Consider the following 16,573-nt stretch of genomic DNA (forward strand, 5'->3'; position numbering starts at 1 on the left):
TTGCGAGTTGCGAGTTGCGAGTTGCGAGTTTTCAAAATTGTAGCAGCGATTTTATATCGCGTAAGAAAGGTGCTAGGTGCTAGGTGCTAGGTGCTAGGTGCTAGGTGCTAGGTGCTAACAGCGTAGTGTCGGTTTTGGATTCTTAAAGGGGTCACCCTAGCAAATCGACTTTTTTCGACGTTAAAACGCCTCCTACAACTCGTATCTCGGGCCTCGAAACTAGTACCTTTACCCTTTACTCTTTCCCCTTTCTAACTCGCTAACTTATGTATTTAAAATCTGATAGCTGACGGCTGAAAGCTGATAGCTCTTATCTTCATCGCGCGAAATAAATTTCACGCCTACGGGATGTAAAGTAGTGATTTGGAGGGGACAGAAACAAAAAAGCCTCGCGATTGCGAGGCTTTGAATCAATGGTGCCCAGAGGCGGAATCGAACCACCGACACGAGGATTTTCAACCCTTAACGCTTGTGCATCTAACATACTGTTTTTACTACACAAACCCACAAAATATTTCCTATAACTTTCGTCTAGTTTAATATTTATGGTTAATTTAGCTAAAATTACTTTGTTTTTAATAGCTTAGAAATTTTAGCTAAACATACAATTCTTAATTTAAAAATAATGCCTTTTTTATCACTACTTTTCAATGCTTTGTTTTTTCTTATCATCTGGCGACTTTGGCGTGACTGGCGTTACTTGTGAGTAACCTCGCCGATAAACACGCTTTGTTGTTGCCACATTTGAGTGGCCCAATAACTCAAATGCCTGGGTAATTGTCTCGCACTCACTTGCTGTTTTAGCTCTTAAATCTCTATCCTGAAAACGCTGCTCAGGTTGTAAGTCACCACTTTCGATTGCTGCACGTATCGCTTTATTCCACGCAGTTCTAAAACCGTCGGGGGTCAATGCTTGTTCCTTTCGTGAATTAGCGCTTGATGCAAAGAAATACCAATGTAATAACGGCGTTCTGTGTTTTCTAGTGGTACGGTAACCATTAATTTGTTTAAGCTCGCTGATGATAAAGCTAAGGTGATCCACCGCTTCGAACTGCAATCGGCTACCTGTTTTTGATGCTTGAACTTTTAGTCCATTTTCGTCATCCCAGTCTTTGCTGCTAAGTTTAAGCATGTCGGTTTGCCTTAAGCCGGTTGCCAGCTTTAGCGCCACATATAATTGCAGCCATCGAGGGCAATACTTAACAAACACTGCCAATTCATCATCTGTGACTAGCCGATCTCTTGGCTGTTCTGGGTTACGTATAATTCCATGAAATGGTGTGTCGTCAATTACGCCCCAGCGCACAGCATGAGACATAATGGTGCTCAGTAACGCAAACTCACGATTGCCTCTTACCGGTGCCCCCTCTCGATTTCTAAGATCGAGATATTGATAGGCATGCCTGGCTCTAAGCACACTTGGGTTCATATGACCAAAACGCTTTATCAAATGCTTTGACGCACTAATATTACTCTTGTGTGTCGATTCTGCCTTAGTGGGTGAAATCTCTTTGAGATACCGGTCAATCAAGTCATGCATCGTTTGGCATTCAAAATTAATCGATGCGTAAGCGTAGTAATTGCGAAAAGCTTCACTCAGAGTTTTACCAAGGCGCATATCTTTCTGACCGCTTGCCCTTAAGTAATAGGTATTCCCTTTTTTATTAAAGATCATGCCCTTGGGCAGATTTGCATTTTCTGCAGAACGTTTTCTTCCCATGACTGCTATTGCCCCGTATACAGCTCGTCACCTCTAAGCGTAGTCCCGCCACGCTTAATTTGACAGCTATCGCTCGCGCCCAGCTCTGTTTCAATCGTTTTACGCAAAACTTTAGGCCAGCCAAAGGCATCAAGGGTGAAAGTAATATGCATTGAGATCAGTTGCTCAATTTGCTTCTGGCGCTGCTTACGGCCAGTTAACTCAGCAACTTCAGTTTTAGATAGGAATGTGCTCACAAAATCCTCCAACGAATAAGTAACCACGACTAACAACTAGCCGTGAATCAGCTTGGGACTAACCTTATTCGCGATAATCAGAATTTCGTTTTTGCTCATTTCTGCTGATTTCCCAATATTTCAGCGTTTTTTAATGTACTTTATAAGTTTTTAGATTACAACAGGTAAGTTTTAAATAGAGATAAATCACAAAAACTAGAAATGACTTGATTTTATTTTTAAATCAAATAAATATATTAAGGAAATTACTAACAAATAATAAAAATGTATATATGAAATTTATAATCCAAACTTTCAAAAAAGGTAGTATTTGCTTTTTTTTCACACCATTGTTGATGGGGATCTTAATTATTGCTATTAACTTTTTTGGTGTGACAGGTGAGACCGAGCTCCCTCAATTCCTTGTGGACTTCCTAACTCTTAGATATTCAGTGGAAAGTATGATAATACCATTTTTAGTTTTATCAGTACTCAGCATAACTGTATCTCTCATATATGATAACTTTAAGTTATCACACAGTGAAAAAATTAGACTATCTAAGTTTTATAATTTTTTGGGTTACTCTGTTAGAAACCTAATTATGTTTAGTGCGGGGTGGTTTTTCGCCTGGTCATTTGCATCACATGTAGTAGATTTTATTAAACCTATAGATGGGCAAGAAGTTACAGCATTTGCGACACTGCTCTTAGCTTTCATTATTAGTTATTTCATTACTAAATTAAAACATAATAAAGTTAAAGGAACTCCTATGCTATAATTGGTGTAGCTTAAAAGATAACATGACTGGTACTAGTTATATGTTCAACATCAAATCCGTTTCTAAAATACTTCTAGAATCAATCCTAGAAACAATAGAAGAGGGAGTTGAGGCGTCTAAATGTTCAGGGAACGTCTACGAGGATAGCGATGATTTTTCTAATTCATACCGCCTTAACGGTGACGGTGACATAGCAACTGACTTAGAAGGTAAGAACTCAGCCTGCAACGGCGGCCAGTGGATGCGTAAAGTGTAAAAGACCAGCTTACGCAGGTCTATTTACTCATTCCTTTTGTGGCCACCTTCTTACCAACTTTACCTCCAGCTTTATTTGCAGCCTCACCACCTTTCCTACCAGCACTTGCACCTTTACTCATGCCTTGAAAGCTTCCAATAGCGCCACCCAAGCCCAAACCAGCATAGGTTAATAACGAGGTAAGGATGAAAGGGAACGCAATAAACATCATATCTGTTATACGCTGGCTGTTCATCATAACGTTAGGTTGCGTTAACACATCAACGACGGGAACGCTTGAGCTATTAGCAACCGTCTGAATAAATGATTTTTGAAAAACAATTGTCAGCTCCCAAAAGAAGGGCCAGAGCTGTATAGAAACAAATAGCGCCCCAACGGTGGTAGCTATTTTGATACTGTACTGGCTTACCATGAGAACCAAAGGAAAGGCCGCTAATAGAATCAGTATCGCAGCACCTTTAATCATAGGCGCGGCTGATTGAACTAAACTGGCTTCGGCATAATCAGGAACAGTGGACATTACATTACCGACAGTACCCACTAGTCGGTTAAACCAACTACCAATTTTACCCATAACCCCTTCACCTTGAAGGCCATAATCCCTTGTTTCTGCGCCTTGAATACGGTTCATGGCCACCTTGCTGAAATAGGCCTTTTCCATTAGTTTATCTTCATACCAGCTATCAGAAACATCATGGTAAGATGCCTGTAAAAGCACCCATATACTGCTTTTATCATCTTCCGGCATACTATCCCATAGACGCTTACGGAGGCTCATATCGTTACTGCTAACGTTGATACCGCCATAACCAGCTCCGATACCTTGCCACCACTCACGACACGAAGGAAAACCGCCTACTTGGTGGATGCACTGGCCACCGCTGCAATCAATTTCCCCTCTACTTTCCGCTTGCTGGCTCTCAGACCACTTAGGGATATGCTTATTAGTTCTCGCTCCCTGCCAACCAGATAACAAGACTTGAGAATAGAAGCCCTTTCCTATGTTTCCGTAGTAAGCGTTATTCATAAATGAGTTATGTCCTGGCCACGGTTGAGCATCTGTACGAGGATCATCTATCCACGGCATGTTCTTATCGCCTTGGCGTAACGCTTTATTGAGTGCCGGTTGGTAACACTGTTTTATAAATTCCTTTGTCTCGATACGTAGCACTGTATCAACAATACGACTATTCATTAAGGTATTCGTTGCTCCCTGCAAGTTAAAACCGCAAGGTAAGCGGTCAACCGACTCAATAGAAAAGCCTGTTCCAAAGGCTCTAGCCAGCGCAACGATAACCGGAACTTTTAGTTTATTGTTCGACAGCATTACCCCTAAATCTTCTGCAGGGCCGCCCTTCTTAAAAAAGCCATTATTAATCTTTGGTTGCTTGTAGCCTTCGCACTGCTTGCTGTATAGCTGAAAACTATCCAACTTAAGCGGCACCATTGGATAAAAAGCTGTTATAAACACAAACATTTGCAGGTATGTGCCAATTTCCAGCTTGCCAAGCATGCCTACCTTAGCTTCTTCATCCCCTTCAGCCGCCTTTAATAATTGGGTCACAACAAACACAATCACAGGCGCAATTATCAGTTTAGTGCTGATAGCAATGTCAGTTATGGTGTTGAGGGCATATACTCCTGTAGCAAAAAAATACAGGTCACTTAGGCTCGTAAATGTCATGCGATCACCGTCAATATTGGAACGGCTAACAATGCAACCAGAACGCGCATCTTCTTAGTTTGTAGATAGTCTGCTTGTGCTTGTGATAAGCGCTTGGACTTTACTAACCAGGCTAAGCCTTTTTCAAAGCGAAATATCAACACCAAGGCGGCAACGATGACCAGAATATCAGTGATAAAACCAATGCTTACCGTGGATTTATTCATGGCCACTAAACCAGCAAGGAAACTATCAGCTCCGTTCACTATCGCGCTAGGATTACTGACAACAAGGCCTAACAACAAGGCTTGAACCGCCAGAACTGCAACTGAAATGATAAGGGTATTTTTAAGAAATGTTTTCATACAAAGCTCCGTATTTCGTAAATCAAAAACATCGAGCCGCAGCCAATCTACGCCTCAACTAAATTCTTCTTATTTGCTCTGATCTACGATGGCCGATGCCTCGTTATTACGTTTACTGGTTTACAGACTCAGTAGGTCTATTAATCATTGAGTAGTTTGCTCACCTCTAAATTTAACTGATAATCATCATGTTCGAACTCTGCAACCAATGTCTTTTGAATAAACTTGTATAAGGTTTCAATTCGATAACCAAATGTATGATGTAAGCCTAGGTATATCTTTACCACAGAAGCTCTTGATTGCACCATTGACTTGAATTGCTCATACACTGTTTCACAATCTTTTGCAGTGATGAACTCGGTTTGCCAATGGGCTCCATACAGCATTCGGCATTGAGTAAAGAGCTTGCTGCTAACATGCTTTACCCCTGTATATTTGCGAACAAAGCTTAAATCAGCTCCGGCTGCGATAAGTTCTTTAATTGGCCGAGTCTTTTGTAATTGAATCTTCATTAACGCAACCGCTCTATCGACCCTAGCACTATCCACTTCAAGTCCAATCACGCTTTTTTGAATTAACAATCGCATATACAAGTTGAGATGAACGGCTTGTAACCGTTGCATTACAACTATTAACTCGGACGGTACCGGAAACATAAAGTAATTGCTTGGAGCTTGCTCCGCATGTTCCATTGCACCACTCAACAAACCTAAAAACTTACTCGCTAAAAGTTGATCATGCTCGAATCTTGCGCCCAAACTCTTTACGTATAATTGAGTCGATACATTAAGCTTTTGTAATTGATATAAATTTAGTTCCGCAACTAACTCAGCCAACTTTGTAGCAGTATTAAAGTTAACTTTTACCTCAACTGCTTTTTGACTCGACAGCTTAAGGCAAAACTCATGCAGCTCACATACTGTCAATTCGGTAATAAACACACCAGCCTGCCTGCTAATTCCAAGTTCTTGCACTGCGGAGTCAATACCATCATAAGCGCTAAGCTCACATATTCCATGAACTAGCAACGGTGCAGCTTCATTTTTGAAATCAAGTGTCCCTTCAAACATGGCTTCCTCCATTATTGAACTTAGCCAGCTGTCTATCCTTACGTTGAATGATCCTTGCCAACTTTTTTAACTTGTACTGTTGCTCACCATTTACTTTTTCCAGTTCTGTAGAGCGCAGTTTAATAGTACTTACATCATCTAAAAATTGTGCCCATTCAGCGTCAGGAATAAATATACCGTACACATCGCGGTACTTTATTTTTTCTGCCATCTAATTGCTCCTATCATCGACCTAAATATATGACTGTGATCTGCTCTCGGCTGTGGCCAAGTTCATTAGAAACCTGTAATCGCGCTTGCCTATCAATTTGTTTTTGTTCTGGTGTGAGTTGTTTGCTTGTTGGCCCACCGGCGATTGGAGAGCGCCAACCGGTTAGTTCTAAGTAACGCTGTTGGGCATACATGTGCCTAAGCCCGTGGTTTTTATCTAGCCCTGCTTGGCTTGTTTGCCGTTCATATGCTTTGAGTTGTTGAATATAGTTTCGGTCGGGGCGGATCAGCGCGCCTCCACCGACTTGCTTTTGCACTTGTTGAAGTAGATGTCGCTGAGATTCTGTTCTAATAGGAATGACTCTGGGACGACCGCCCTTTGTCCAGCTGGGCTTTAGTACTAACTGTTCGCCTCGAATGGCATAATTAGGTCGAAATTTAATGGCTTCTTCTCTACGTAAGCCAAACTCTCGCTGCAGTCGAAGTGAGAGTTTAACAAGCGGGTCGCTGACTTTCTCAAGCTTATTTTGTTCTAGTTCTTTTGCTTTTGACTCGGTAGGTGTGTAGGTTCGCTTTTCCAAATCAAGTGTGATTGCTTGGTTTGCACCATTATTAGACTTCGGCAGCATCGAGGCTTTACCGATTTTTTCCGCCCACCATCTTACATGGCTAAGTCGATTTTTAATGGTGCCAGCAGATAGCCCTTCCCCCTGCCAGCGCTCAACAAGATAGTTTACGTGTTTGGGTTTGAGTGATTGCACCGATTGCAAGCGGTACCCGCCCTGTTTAAGCTGAGCAGAGATCTGGACCAGTACTTTTTTTCGCTCAGCCTTAACTCCAAAACTGCCGTCTTGGTTTCTGAGCATAAGCCCTTGAAGCTGATATTTTAAATTACTCAATATTTGTTCACTCACCGTGTTTATAAGTTCGATTACACGTTACCAACCCAACTAACTATTTGAACCAATATCCAAATGGTAAGTTTTAAATGCCAACTGCACGTTGGAGCGTACAATTTCCGTATAAATACGAATAAAGGCACAACAGTTCAAAATGGCCAAATTAGCCTCGCTTTAGATGCTTCCCGCAGTGGGCGTGCATGATAAAGCGCATATAAAAATGTGCTCAGCACAGGTCAGTTAGGTCATAACACTTCTCCTATTTGAGTTCGTTAGGGATCGCTTAATTCTCTGCAAAACGCAGGTACAAATAGCCAAACTCAAGGCATAAAAGTGCCTAAATCAGATGAACTAATTTGTTAGGTAAAAAGCCCGAAAGCTTGGTTTCTAGTTGTGAGTAGATCTCACTGATATGATAAAGCCACAGGCTTTATTTCTTGACGCGATGACATTCGTCTCGCTTTTGCTGGAATCATTTTTAGAGTGTCATAACGCGCACATAAGTTCAACAAATAATTTCCCCTCTTTGTTCTTCTTGGTTTAGCGCGGGGTTTGCCACCGCGTCATTCCTCTTTGCTTCGCGGAATGACGCGGTTTATCAGGTACTTTTTAAGCATATTTTTTTCTTTGTGCTGGATAAGAAATATGCAAAAATCAAATGCATAGAAATGTTCAAATCGCGATAGGGAAGATGACAAACTTAAACAAATGGGGTGAGTTATACGGCATTTATAAGAAAACACACCGTTCAAGAATTGTAAAATCTCTGTATAGACACAAACCGATAAGCAAGTCATGGCCATACTTTCTTGCATTTTTTATGTACCTTGCAGTCTCTGTGGGTGCTTTTTTCTTAGGGAGAGACTCTAATTTATCGCTATTTTTGGTCGCTTTAGCAGCTATTATTCTCTACGTTTGGTTAGAGCTTAGAATTCAGAATGAATACAAGAATCTTTATATTACCCATAATCTAAAGTCTCATCCTTTCTTCTTGAGGACGAGATATTTAAGATATATCCTTTTTGCTGAAGAACTTACTAAAAGAAAGACTTTTACTCCAACATCTGTAGAAAAGCTCATCGAGTGGGAGGGGGTACGTAAAGAAAAATTAGAAACTAACGGAATATTCAACGCCCCAATTTTATTAATATTGTTCACTAGCTTGGCAAGCTTAACAGTAGAGTACTTAAAGCAGGAAAAGCTTGTATCTTCTCAACTTATCTATTTAGTCATTTTTATTGTGGCCTTAATTGTTTGGTTTTTATGGACACTATCAGACTTATTACAAAGCCATAGGAAGAAATGCCTAGAAATTTGCCGATTTTTGAAGTGGTGGAAATTAGATTGTTGATTGATATTTGCTTATCAGCTCAGTGATGGTTGCCCTCTCACCAGTCATAAAAGAGTGACAATCCTAGGATACCCACAACAAAATAATCAAAAGGCACTAACCACTAAATTAACAATTACAACGTTTTATAATGATTCTGAACTAATACTATCCGTTCTAACAATTTATGAAAACCTGAAAAGTCTATAACATTTTTCTTGGCTTGCACAATATGTCTTGAAAAAGCATCTTTACTGAGGTCTACATTATCATTCCTGAGCTTTACAGTATTAAAGCACTTCCCATTGTAAGGCCTTTTTCGATCGAAATCTGTGAAAAAGTACTCAATATCTGTATTATCACCAGTGTTGGATTGAGGAGTTAGAATCAAGTACAGATTATTTGAAATATGAACAAAATCCGACTTCCTTATATCACCCTTATTCAAGCTTGTAGGGTAAATCCCTATCCCTTTCATTCCTTTTATTCTGCTTATTAGCTGATCAGGTCCTGTATCATTATCAACGAAAATAATAACCGGATTTGCAGGCTTTGGTGCTTTATATAATCGATAGCGCTCTTCGTATGAGCCAACAAAACTTTTAAAATAGTCCCCACCACCATGCAACTCTAACAAAAAACGTGTTCTTTCTGTATATTTAAAGAACTGGCAAAGTGGTTCATAAGGTTGAGACTTAGCTAACGATGGAAACGCCGTTGCTAAACGACTTAAAGCAGCTTTTAGATATATGTTATCTGTTTTCCCTTCCGTTAAAATCATTGTTAGAGGATTCGCATAGAAAAGCTTATAAAACAGAAAATTGCTAAAGGTTTTCTCCCGATTGTTATACAGGTACCTACGTTGTTTTTGATTTCCCCCTTTAGCAAGGGCGTCTTTTTGCCGGTGATACTGTGGGTTGAGCGCTGGCTTTTGACGAAGCCTGTTATAGTGGTCTAGTTGGTCTATAAAATTTAGCTTACCTTCCAACTCATAAATATTCCCCTCTACCTCCTTGTTATTTATAAGATCATAAAACTTTCCTGTCTTAAATAATAAATTGCATTGTGCTCTAACTGTTCTCCAATATTCAGCTTTAATATTGGGCTTTTTATTTACAATCAAGCCAGTAACATCTTGCCTTGAATCTTTATAAAGAACCCTTGTCTTTTTTGAGTTTATAGAAAAACCAGAGCGCCTAACCTCAGATTTAAGCTTCTTTCCGAGAGCACATATACCATTTTCCTCACTAACAATTTCAGATGGAAATTTTCTCTTTCCAGTTGAAAAAGTTATATCATCTGCATACCGACTGTATGTACATGAATTTTTCCTCGCCAAATCAGCAAGCCTAATATCTAATGAATGAGTGATGAGATTCGTGATTACTGGAGAACAAGGGCTTCCTTGAGGTAATTCATTATCATGGCAAGCTATCTGAGCTATTGTTGTGGCAACGTTATCATCTAATTCAAAGTTTTTGTTTTTTATAAAGAAGCCACGAACCCGCCCAAAATTGAAGCTTGAGAAAAAATCTTTTAAATCAATATTCAAAATTGCTTTTTTATTAACATGCATCATAGCATTAGTAATAATTGAGCGATGCCTTGTAAAACCGTGAGAAAGTGAAGGCTGCTTAGTTTTCGCACTGTTACATTTGACCTTCAATATATTCGAGTGACTAGCTTTCGGTGACGCTAACTCTGAATCAGGAAAATTGGCTAAATTGATTTCATCGATACAGTCTAAAAGCAAGTTGGATAATGCAGATTGAATTGACTTGAGGCCAGAATCAGGGGATTGTATAGTTCTTACACCGCCAGACTTTTTAGGTATATTAAAGGAAGTATAGAGCGAATTTGTTCCTCGCACATACAGAGTATATGTAAGAAAAGATGGATGCACTCCTAGCACATCGGCCAACTCAGGTTTTGTTTTTGCAGCTCTTAGCTTTGCAAGCTTACTCATATAAATCCTTTAAAAGTAATTAGCTTACGGGCACTCTTACGCGTGTCGAGAAGTACCTTAAAGTGATGATACATTTCCTCATAGGCGGTCCGTTCGAACATTTTTTTCACTGTTCGCGAAGCGCGAACAAAAATCTGCCCGTAAGCTAATTAACAACTTAGCGAACTATGTATGTATAGGCAAGAATTTTGAGTTTGGAACCCCAAACAACTTCACTACTTTGCTTTATGAAAAAGCCAATGGTACTCACAAATCGTTTTCACTTTCACGTCGATTATTAAAGATTAACTCTCTGTTTCTCATAGTAAAACAGCGGTTATCAATCTGGAGGTACTCCACGCAAGAAACTAGGGGGGGGAAATATCTAAAGCCTCAACCACGGCGAATCGTCCCACCTCCTAGACTTGTTAACCTTTTAGTGTGTACTACTGTTACTCAAGGGTTTTTCATCAGACATGCTCAAAATAACTTGCATCATATAGTCTTGAATCGCTTCACTTTCATCATCTGATACACCTTTCAACACAGCTCGTTTTGAAACGCACTCGACACCAAATCGCTCAAAGTCAGTTTGACCAACACAGAAAAATACATTTTCACCATTCAGATCATGCTGAAACGTTACTGGCTCAACTCCAAGCTCAATCTTTTCCATTACAACGGCTACCTTTAAAAAACTTAAAAATGATTTTGGCCAAACTACGTTTTGGTAAAAATCTATCTATTTATATTTAAACACTATATTTAAAGGCATCACCAGCTAAAAGTGATAGATCACTAAGTTTGTAGCTTTTAGCACTGATTTAAATTGAACGAAAAACACCTATCACTAATTTATATACACTGTACTCTCAAGGCGTGCAAAGAGCGCATTTAGGCCTTTAAGTTGCTTAAATTCGGAAAACTCTGACCTTCACTCATCTGAGGAAGCCAACGGAAGAGCTGTGTGCTTTATTTTTTGAATTTCAGGCACGACAAAGCCCAGCATCGAGGCAGTTCTGATTTATCTTGGCGAAAGCTGTAATTAAGCTATGGGAATATCGCGGTATCGCTCGATTGGAGCTGCTTCGCGCTCTTTTTTGGGAATTATCGTTCGGCGCACTTTGGCTTTACTTGCCTTCACTTCACCAAATATAAACTTTGCTACACGACTTACTTGCTCTTTTATCACAGACAACAAACCAAGTGGCCGCATCGTTTCAATTAAAGACTTTACTGTCATGTATGCCCATCCCAACTTTTTAGAAAGCTGGGAAATGCTTTGTTGGTAGGTATCTCGTTTATTGCGTGTAGATAGTTTGCTAGCTTTGATTTTACTGCTGATCAACGCATGTAGCATCAGCATTTTGTGCTGATGTCGTGAATCATACCGGCTTTTAGAGTCGAATAAATGCAACTGAAGACCATAGAGGGGAAGTGTATTAGCTGCTTGTTGGCCATGAATGATTTGCGTGTAGCTTTGAAGTAGTCGGTAGCCTAGCGGGTGTTTTAAATTAAGCCTCAATTTACGGCTATAGCCTTTTGTACACTCTTCGAACAATAATGGTTGTTTTTCATCACTTTTAGCACTGAGAAGCTGACTCAGCGCATTTTTTACCGCGTTGATTGAATAGCAAAGGTGTTTTGCGATAGATGAAACGCTGGAGTTAAATTTTCCGTGTTTAGCATGGTGATACGCAATATGGCCTAAAACTAATGCCTGGGTATCAGATTTAGTTTCATGCAGCACTTCTAATGAGAAGAAGACTTGCTTCTTTCTACCTTGGTTGCCCAAGTTTTGCTTTGCATTTGGTGCAAATTTATTTTTTTGGTTGTAACTCAACTCATTTTCGACAGGAACGTCGTCAGCAAATTTTTAACTACCTACTAGACACAGGATTACCCTACAGCTAAGATAGCCATATAAACACTTTCGAATGTTTATGAAAGCCGCGTTGGAAACTTAAGTCGCCAAACTTAATCTGAGTTTCTTTATCGCGGTTTTTTGCTTTCTGGCGTTCGCAAAATCGCCTCCGTCAATTACGACGAATACAGATATTTTTGTAGGGAAAGTATGTTTTAGTAGGAAACGATATTTTAGATTTCAGCGGGACGCTAGTAAAAATGGTGCCCAGAGGCGGAATCGAACCACCGACACGAGGATTTTCAATCCTCTGCTCTACCGACTGAGCTATCTGGGCATTTTAAACTTTCGTTTAAAAATAAATGGTGCCGACTATCCGAGTTGAACGGATGACCTACTGATTACAAGTCAGTTGCTCTACCAACTGAGCTAAGTCGGCACACTAAACCTGTGTGCATTTAGCACTTAATCACATTGTGATTATAAATAATGGTGCCCAGAGGCGGAATCGAACCACCGACACGAGGATTTTCAATCCTCTGCTCTACCGACTGAGCTATCTGGGCATAACAAAAAGCTATAAGCTTGATGTTTAAATAAATGGTGCCGACTATCCGAGTTGAACGGATGACCTACTGATTACAAGTCAGTTGCTCTACCAACTGAGCTAAGTCGGCACACTAAAATCGTGTGCGCTGTGCACTATAATCACTTTAAAAGAGATTATCAAATAATGGTGCCCAGAGGCGGAATCGAACCACCGACACGAGGATTTTCAATCCTCTGCTCTACCGACTGAGCTATCTGGGCATTTTAAACTTTCGTTTAAAAATAAATGGTGCCGACTATCCGAGTTGAACGGATGACCTACTGATTACAAGTCAGTTGCTCTACCAACTGAGCTAAGTCGGCACACTAAATCTGTGTGCTATGCACGATACTGATGCTTAGTCTTAAGCACCAATATATTAAATAATGGTGCCCAGAGGCGGAATCGAACCACCGACACGAGGATTTTCAATCCTCTGCTCTACCGACTGAGCTATCTGGGCAATATTCAGTTTTATGCAGAATATCCACAAGGATTTTCAATGCATTCCCTAACAGCTCTACAACGGAGCTATCTGGGCAAACTTCGGTTTTAAGCTGAAAATCTTATAGGATTTTCAATACAACTTCCACAGTGCTCTACCGACTGAGCTATCTGGGCGTGCGGCGTATTAAACGGGTTTTGCCTTCTCAAGTCAACTATTTTTTGAGGATTCTATCTGTTTGCACAGTTTTCAATCAAGATTGCTGTTTTTAATGGTTTTTAGACTATTTATTCAACAAACTTATGCGCTTTTACAACGTCTTATGTTTTTAATCAATTTCCTAGTCTAAAAACGTGGTGAATTTTTCTTCATTGATGGTAGGATTATCTAATTATCAAGAATATACCTACTATTGCAGTATAAATTGTTGGATTAAAGCTATGCGAAGTAAATCAACTTCTCCTGTAAAAGGCCTGTTACCGCTTTTTATTATTACGAATCTTGTTATCACACTTTTAGCAGTTATTGCTTTAGCTTTTTACCCTTCCAACAATTCTGAAAAACAATCATCACAACCCAAACTCACCGCATCACAAGTTGCATCTCAGTTATCAGCTCCTTTGGTAAGCGCATTAACAATGCCAGGACAAGATAAAGTAAAAGAGGTATTAGATGTTAGTTTGTTGCTAAACAATAATTTTGATTACTACTTATACCGATATGAAGTAAATGGTGATGTCTCACTGGTGTTTGCAAGTAATCAAGAGCGAATTGATGCAAGTAAAGTTAATCAGCAACTCGAACAAAACATGCTTGTTCATACTGTACTTGAGTTTAACGACCAACCAGTCGGCGAGCTTATAGTTAAACAGCATCCAACTGAACAGCCTGTAGTTCAGTCAGCTGGGATTTCATATGCTTTAGCCGCTTTAGCTGTATTAGCGCTGATAATTTTGTCAATTGCGATGAGTATATTTATCAATAAGCGTTTTACTAAAAGTAGCGGCTCTTTAAGCCAAGAGTTAATTGCGATCACGAATAATGCAGACTACAACACGCATGTTACAGAGAATCTTGAGTTCGGATTAGATATTGTTGCTGAAAATATCAATCAATTGCTGAGAAAGGTTCAATCCGCAATTAAAGAAAACAAAGCAGCGCAAGCTGATCTGCAAAAACTACAAAGCAGCCTAGAAACAGAAGTACACAACAGAACTCTCGCGCTTGAACAAGCAACTTTAAAAGCAGAACAAGCGAATGAGACCAAAACAACCTTCTTAGCAACCATGAGTCACGAAATTCGCACACCGATGAATGGTGTGATTGGTACCATTGATTTACTTCGCCAAACTGAGCTTGATGGTGCCCAGCACAGGCTAAGTACTATTATCCGTGATTCTGCGTTTTCTTTATTAGGTATTTTAGACGATATTCTCGATTTCTCGAAAATTGAGGCAGGTAAACTTAATATTGATAATATTCCATTTTCTGTTTCGGATACTGTTGAAGAAGTAGCTCGCGTTCTGTCATCAGTTGCAAAAAAACGAAACCTTGAACTTGAACTTGCTATAGCACCCGATATTCCCACAAACTTAATCGGCGATACCGTTCGAGTTCGTCAGGTACTCTATAACCTATGTAGTAATGCTATTAAGTTCACAAGCACAGATGAAAACAAAAAAGGTCATGTAAAAATATCTGTTGAGGTTGCTCAGAACACAACCGATCATTACACATTGCGTTTTACTGTTTCTGATAATGGTAAAGGAATGACGCAAGCCCAGCTTCGTGAAATTTTTAACCCCTTTATTCAAGCCGAAGGCTCTATTACTCGAGAATATGGTGGTACCGGTTTAGGATTATCAATTTGTAAAAGCTTAACAGAACTTATGTTGGGCAGTATTTCTGTTAGTAGTGACTTAGGTATTGGTAGTGAATTTGTTGTCGATTTACCATTTAGCACCGAAGGTAAAGTAGATCTCGCCCACAGACATACAATGAAAGGCCATCGTGTTGTTGTGGTAACACAACATAGTGGCCGTAAAGCTTTGCTTGCCCGTTATTTATCTTTTATGGGAGCGACTCATGTTTTTGCCGATAGCAATGATTTAATAGAGGCGGAACAAGATAACGAAAACATTATCTGGATCCTCGATGGTATAGAGGGAATGGAGGATATTAACTATATCTTGCGCCGTTTACTCTACACACTAGAAGATAATAACCAGCAAGTTATCGTGTTGAGTAAATTAGATGAAGCGGCGGTAAATCATAAAAATATCTTCTACTTAAATGCGTCACCATTTTGTAAGTCAAACTTCATGATGTCGCTGTTAGTGGCTGCGGGTTTACACACACCAAAACAAGTTGTCTCAACCAAATCTTTCAATGATTACTTGAGCGTTGACCAAGCTCGTGACGAAAACAAACTCGTGCTTTTAGTAGAAGATAATGTGCTAAACCAGCAAGTGTTAACAGATCAACTTCACTTGTTAGGCTATGGTGTTGAGCTTGCTGAAAATGGCGAAAAAGGTCTTAATATATGGCGAGCAGGCCATCACTCAATTATTTTAACTGATTTGCACATGCCAAAAATGTCAGGGTATGACATGGTTGAAAAGATCCGCAATGAAGCTTCTCAACTCGAAGACATTAATGCTCAACCTTACATAATTGCTATCACAGCAAACGCTCTTAAAGGCGAAAAAGAGCGCTGTTTAAATGTAGGAATGAATGACTATATAACAAAGCCTGTTGAGTTAAACGTACTTGAAGCCGCACTTCATAAATGTGCTTATAAAGCTAACCCTGAAGAGGTGAAACTGGCCCCACCTAAACCTGCAATCCCTATTGATATGAGCGTATTATCTAAATACGTAAATAATGATGAAGCTAAAAAGCTACGCTTTTATAAAATGTATTTAGAGCAAAGTAATCAACTTAGCCGTGAAGTAAATGCAGGGGTTATCGAGCTTGATCTTGAGAAAATAATAAACTCATGCCACCAGTTAAAATCTATCTCAAAAACGATAGGTGCAATGAAAGTCGCTGAGTTAGCTGAACAATTTGAACATCGCTGTAAAAATGAAGACCCTACAAGTGATGAATTAATTGAGCTTAGAGATAATTATGAAATTGAATACTCTAAAGTCGCTCAATATATAAAAGAGCAAATACAAAAAGCCGAACAAGAAAACAAATAGTACTTATCAAAAAAGGGCCA

General features: G+C 39.6%; 13 protein-coding genes and 7 tRNA genes. 3 read left to right on the forward strand and 17 right to left on the reverse strand.

Annotated features, from left to right (window positions below; genetic code table 11):
• Positions 1-640: 640 nt before the first annotated feature.
• Both E5N72_RS14700 and E5N72_RS14705 read right to left on the reverse strand, forming a co-directional pair.
• The gene (locus tag E5N72_RS14700) at positions 641-1,720 is read right to left on the reverse strand and encodes a tyrosine-type recombinase/integrase (protein ID WP_135925814.1); all 1,080 of its coding nucleotides are present in this window, start codon (positions 1,718-1,720) and stop codon (positions 641-643) included.
• Between the two features lie 5 nt (positions 1,721-1,725).
• Positions 1,726-1,956, reverse strand: a complete 231-nt coding sequence (locus E5N72_RS14705; protein WP_205994309.1) for a DUF4224 domain-containing protein — start codon at positions 1,954-1,956, stop codon at positions 1,726-1,728.
• A gap of 272 nt (positions 1,957-2,228) precedes the next feature.
• Here E5N72_RS14705 and E5N72_RS14710 point away from each other — a divergent pair, with 272 nt between their 5' ends.
• The gene (locus E5N72_RS14710) at positions 2,229-2,714 is read left to right on the forward strand and encodes a hypothetical protein (RefSeq protein ID WP_135925816.1); all 486 of its coding nucleotides are present in this window, start codon (positions 2,229-2,231) and stop codon (positions 2,712-2,714) included.
• A gap of 275 nt (positions 2,715-2,989) precedes the next feature.
• On the opposite strand, the gene E5N72_RS14715 is transcribed toward E5N72_RS14710, so the two are convergent.
• The 5 genes from E5N72_RS14715 to E5N72_RS14735 all read right to left on the reverse strand — a co-directional run bounded on the left by E5N72_RS14715 (position 2,990) and on the right by E5N72_RS14735 (position 7,177).
• Positions 2,990-4,654 carry a conjugal transfer protein TraG N-terminal domain-containing protein gene (locus E5N72_RS14715; protein WP_135925817.1) on the reverse strand — a complete coding sequence of 555 codons (1,665 nt, stop codon included), beginning with the start codon at positions 4,652-4,654 and terminating at the stop codon, positions 2,990-2,992.
• Positions 4,651-4,998 (reverse strand): hypothetical protein, encoded by a 348-nt coding sequence (locus E5N72_RS14720; protein ID WP_135925818.1) that lies wholly within the window; start codon positions 4,996-4,998, stop codon positions 4,651-4,653. Before E5N72_RS14720 ends, E5N72_RS14715 begins: the two co-directional genes overlap by 4 nt.
• Before the next feature lie 140 nt (positions 4,999-5,138).
• Complete coding sequence (locus E5N72_RS14725) at positions 5,139-6,068, reverse strand: hypothetical protein (protein WP_135925819.1); 930 nt, start codon at positions 6,066-6,068, stop codon at positions 5,139-5,141.
• Positions 6,061-6,279, reverse strand: coding sequence for a hypothetical protein (locus E5N72_RS14730; RefSeq protein WP_135925820.1), 219 nt, complete (start codon positions 6,277-6,279; stop codon positions 6,061-6,063). The genes E5N72_RS14725 and E5N72_RS14730 overlap by 8 nt, the downstream gene beginning before the upstream one ends.
• Positions 6,280-6,292: 13 nt before the next feature.
• Positions 6,293-7,177: a phage integrase N-terminal domain-containing protein gene (locus tag E5N72_RS14735; protein ID WP_119852716.1), complete on the reverse strand. Its 885-nt coding sequence runs from the start codon at positions 7,175-7,177 to the stop codon at positions 6,293-6,295.
• A 658-nt stretch (positions 7,178-7,835) separates the two neighbouring features.
• Between E5N72_RS14735 and E5N72_RS14740 the strand changes: the two genes are divergently transcribed.
• Positions 7,836-8,528 carry a hypothetical protein gene (locus E5N72_RS14740; protein WP_135925821.1) on the forward strand — a complete coding sequence of 231 codons (693 nt, stop codon included), beginning with the start codon at positions 7,836-7,838 and terminating at the stop codon, positions 8,526-8,528.
• A gap of 115 nt (positions 8,529-8,643) precedes the next feature.
• Here E5N72_RS14740 and E5N72_RS14745 read toward each other — a convergent pair whose 3' ends face one another.
• The 10 genes from E5N72_RS14745 to E5N72_RS14790 all read right to left on the reverse strand — a co-directional run bounded on the left by E5N72_RS14745 (position 8,644) and on the right by E5N72_RS14790 (position 13,368).
• Positions 8,644-10,473: a retron Ec67 family RNA-directed DNA polymerase/endonuclease gene (locus tag E5N72_RS14745; RefSeq protein WP_135925822.1), complete on the reverse strand. Its 1,830-nt coding sequence runs from the start codon at positions 10,471-10,473 to the stop codon at positions 8,644-8,646.
• A 415-nt stretch (positions 10,474-10,888) separates the two neighbouring features.
• Positions 10,889-11,128 (reverse strand): hypothetical protein, encoded by a 240-nt coding sequence (locus tag E5N72_RS14750; protein WP_135925823.1) that lies wholly within the window; start codon positions 11,126-11,128, stop codon positions 10,889-10,891.
• A gap of 369 nt (positions 11,129-11,497) precedes the next feature.
• On the reverse strand, positions 11,498-12,295 hold the full coding sequence (locus E5N72_RS14755) for a hypothetical protein (RefSeq protein WP_135925824.1): 798 nt from the start codon (positions 12,293-12,295) through the stop codon (positions 11,498-11,500).
• A gap of 282 nt (positions 12,296-12,577) precedes the next feature.
• Positions 12,578-12,653, reverse strand: a tRNA-Phe gene (locus tag E5N72_RS14760).
• A gap of 26 nt (positions 12,654-12,679) precedes the next feature.
• Positions 12,680-12,755, reverse strand: a tRNA-Thr gene (locus tag E5N72_RS14765).
• A gap of 51 nt (positions 12,756-12,806) precedes the next feature.
• Positions 12,807-12,882 (reverse strand) — tRNA-Phe (locus E5N72_RS14770).
• Positions 12,883-12,917: 35 nt separating this feature from the next.
• Positions 12,918-12,993 (reverse strand) — tRNA-Thr (locus tag E5N72_RS14775).
• Positions 12,994-13,050: 57 nt separating this feature from the next.
• Positions 13,051-13,126, reverse strand: a tRNA-Phe gene (locus E5N72_RS14780).
• Positions 13,127-13,152: 26 nt separating this feature from the next.
• Positions 13,153-13,228, reverse strand: a tRNA-Thr gene (locus E5N72_RS14785).
• Positions 13,229-13,292: 64 nt separating this feature from the next.
• A tRNA-Phe gene (locus E5N72_RS14790) sits at positions 13,293-13,368 on the reverse strand.
• Between the two features lie 422 nt (positions 13,369-13,790).
• Between E5N72_RS14790 and E5N72_RS14795 the strand changes: the two genes are divergently transcribed.
• Positions 13,791-16,553: an ATP-binding protein gene (locus tag E5N72_RS14795; protein WP_135925825.1), complete on the forward strand. Its 2,763-nt coding sequence runs from the start codon at positions 13,791-13,793 to the stop codon at positions 16,551-16,553.
• The last annotated feature ends 20 nt before the right edge of the window (positions 16,554-16,573 follow it).

Source organism: Pseudoalteromonas sp. MEBiC 03607, from assembly GCF_004792295.1.
GTDB classification, from domain to species: domain Bacteria; phylum Pseudomonadota; class Gammaproteobacteria; order Enterobacterales; family Alteromonadaceae; genus Pseudoalteromonas; species Pseudoalteromonas lipolytica_C.

Bases quoted from the DNA above. Each gene is read 5' to 3' on its own strand.
- E5N72_RS14700 (WP_135925814.1), bottom strand. From the start codon at position 1,720: ATGGGAAGAAAACGTTCTGCAGAAAATGCAAATCTGCCCAAGGGCATG.
- E5N72_RS14710 (WP_135925816.1), top strand. From the start codon at position 2,229: ATGAAATTTATAATCCAAACTTTCAAAAAAGGTAGTATTTGCTTTTTT.
- E5N72_RS14715 (WP_135925817.1), bottom strand. From the start codon at position 4,654: ATGACATTTACGAGCCTAAGTGACCTGTATTTTTTTGCTACAGGAGTA.
- E5N72_RS14720 (WP_135925818.1), bottom strand. From the start codon at position 4,998: ATGAAAACATTTCTTAAAAATACCCTTATCATTTCAGTTGCAGTTCTG.
- E5N72_RS14725 (WP_135925819.1), bottom strand. From the start codon at position 6,068: ATGTTTGAAGGGACACTTGATTTCAAAAATGAAGCTGCACCGTTGCTA.
- E5N72_RS14730 (WP_135925820.1), bottom strand. From the start codon at position 6,279: ATGGCAGAAAAAATAAAGTACCGCGATGTGTACGGTATATTTATTCCT.
- E5N72_RS14740 (WP_135925821.1), top strand. From the start codon at position 7,836: ATGCATAGAAATGTTCAAATCGCGATAGGGAAGATGACAAACTTAAAC.
- E5N72_RS14745 (WP_135925822.1), bottom strand. From the start codon at position 10,473: ATGAGTAAGCTTGCAAAGCTAAGAGCTGCAAAAACAAAACCTGAGTTG.
- E5N72_RS14750 (WP_135925823.1), bottom strand. From the start codon at position 11,128: ATGGAAAAGATTGAGCTTGGAGTTGAGCCAGTAACGTTTCAGCATGAT.
- E5N72_RS14795 (WP_135925825.1), top strand. From the start codon at position 13,791: ATGCGAAGTAAATCAACTTCTCCTGTAAAAGGCCTGTTACCGCTTTTT.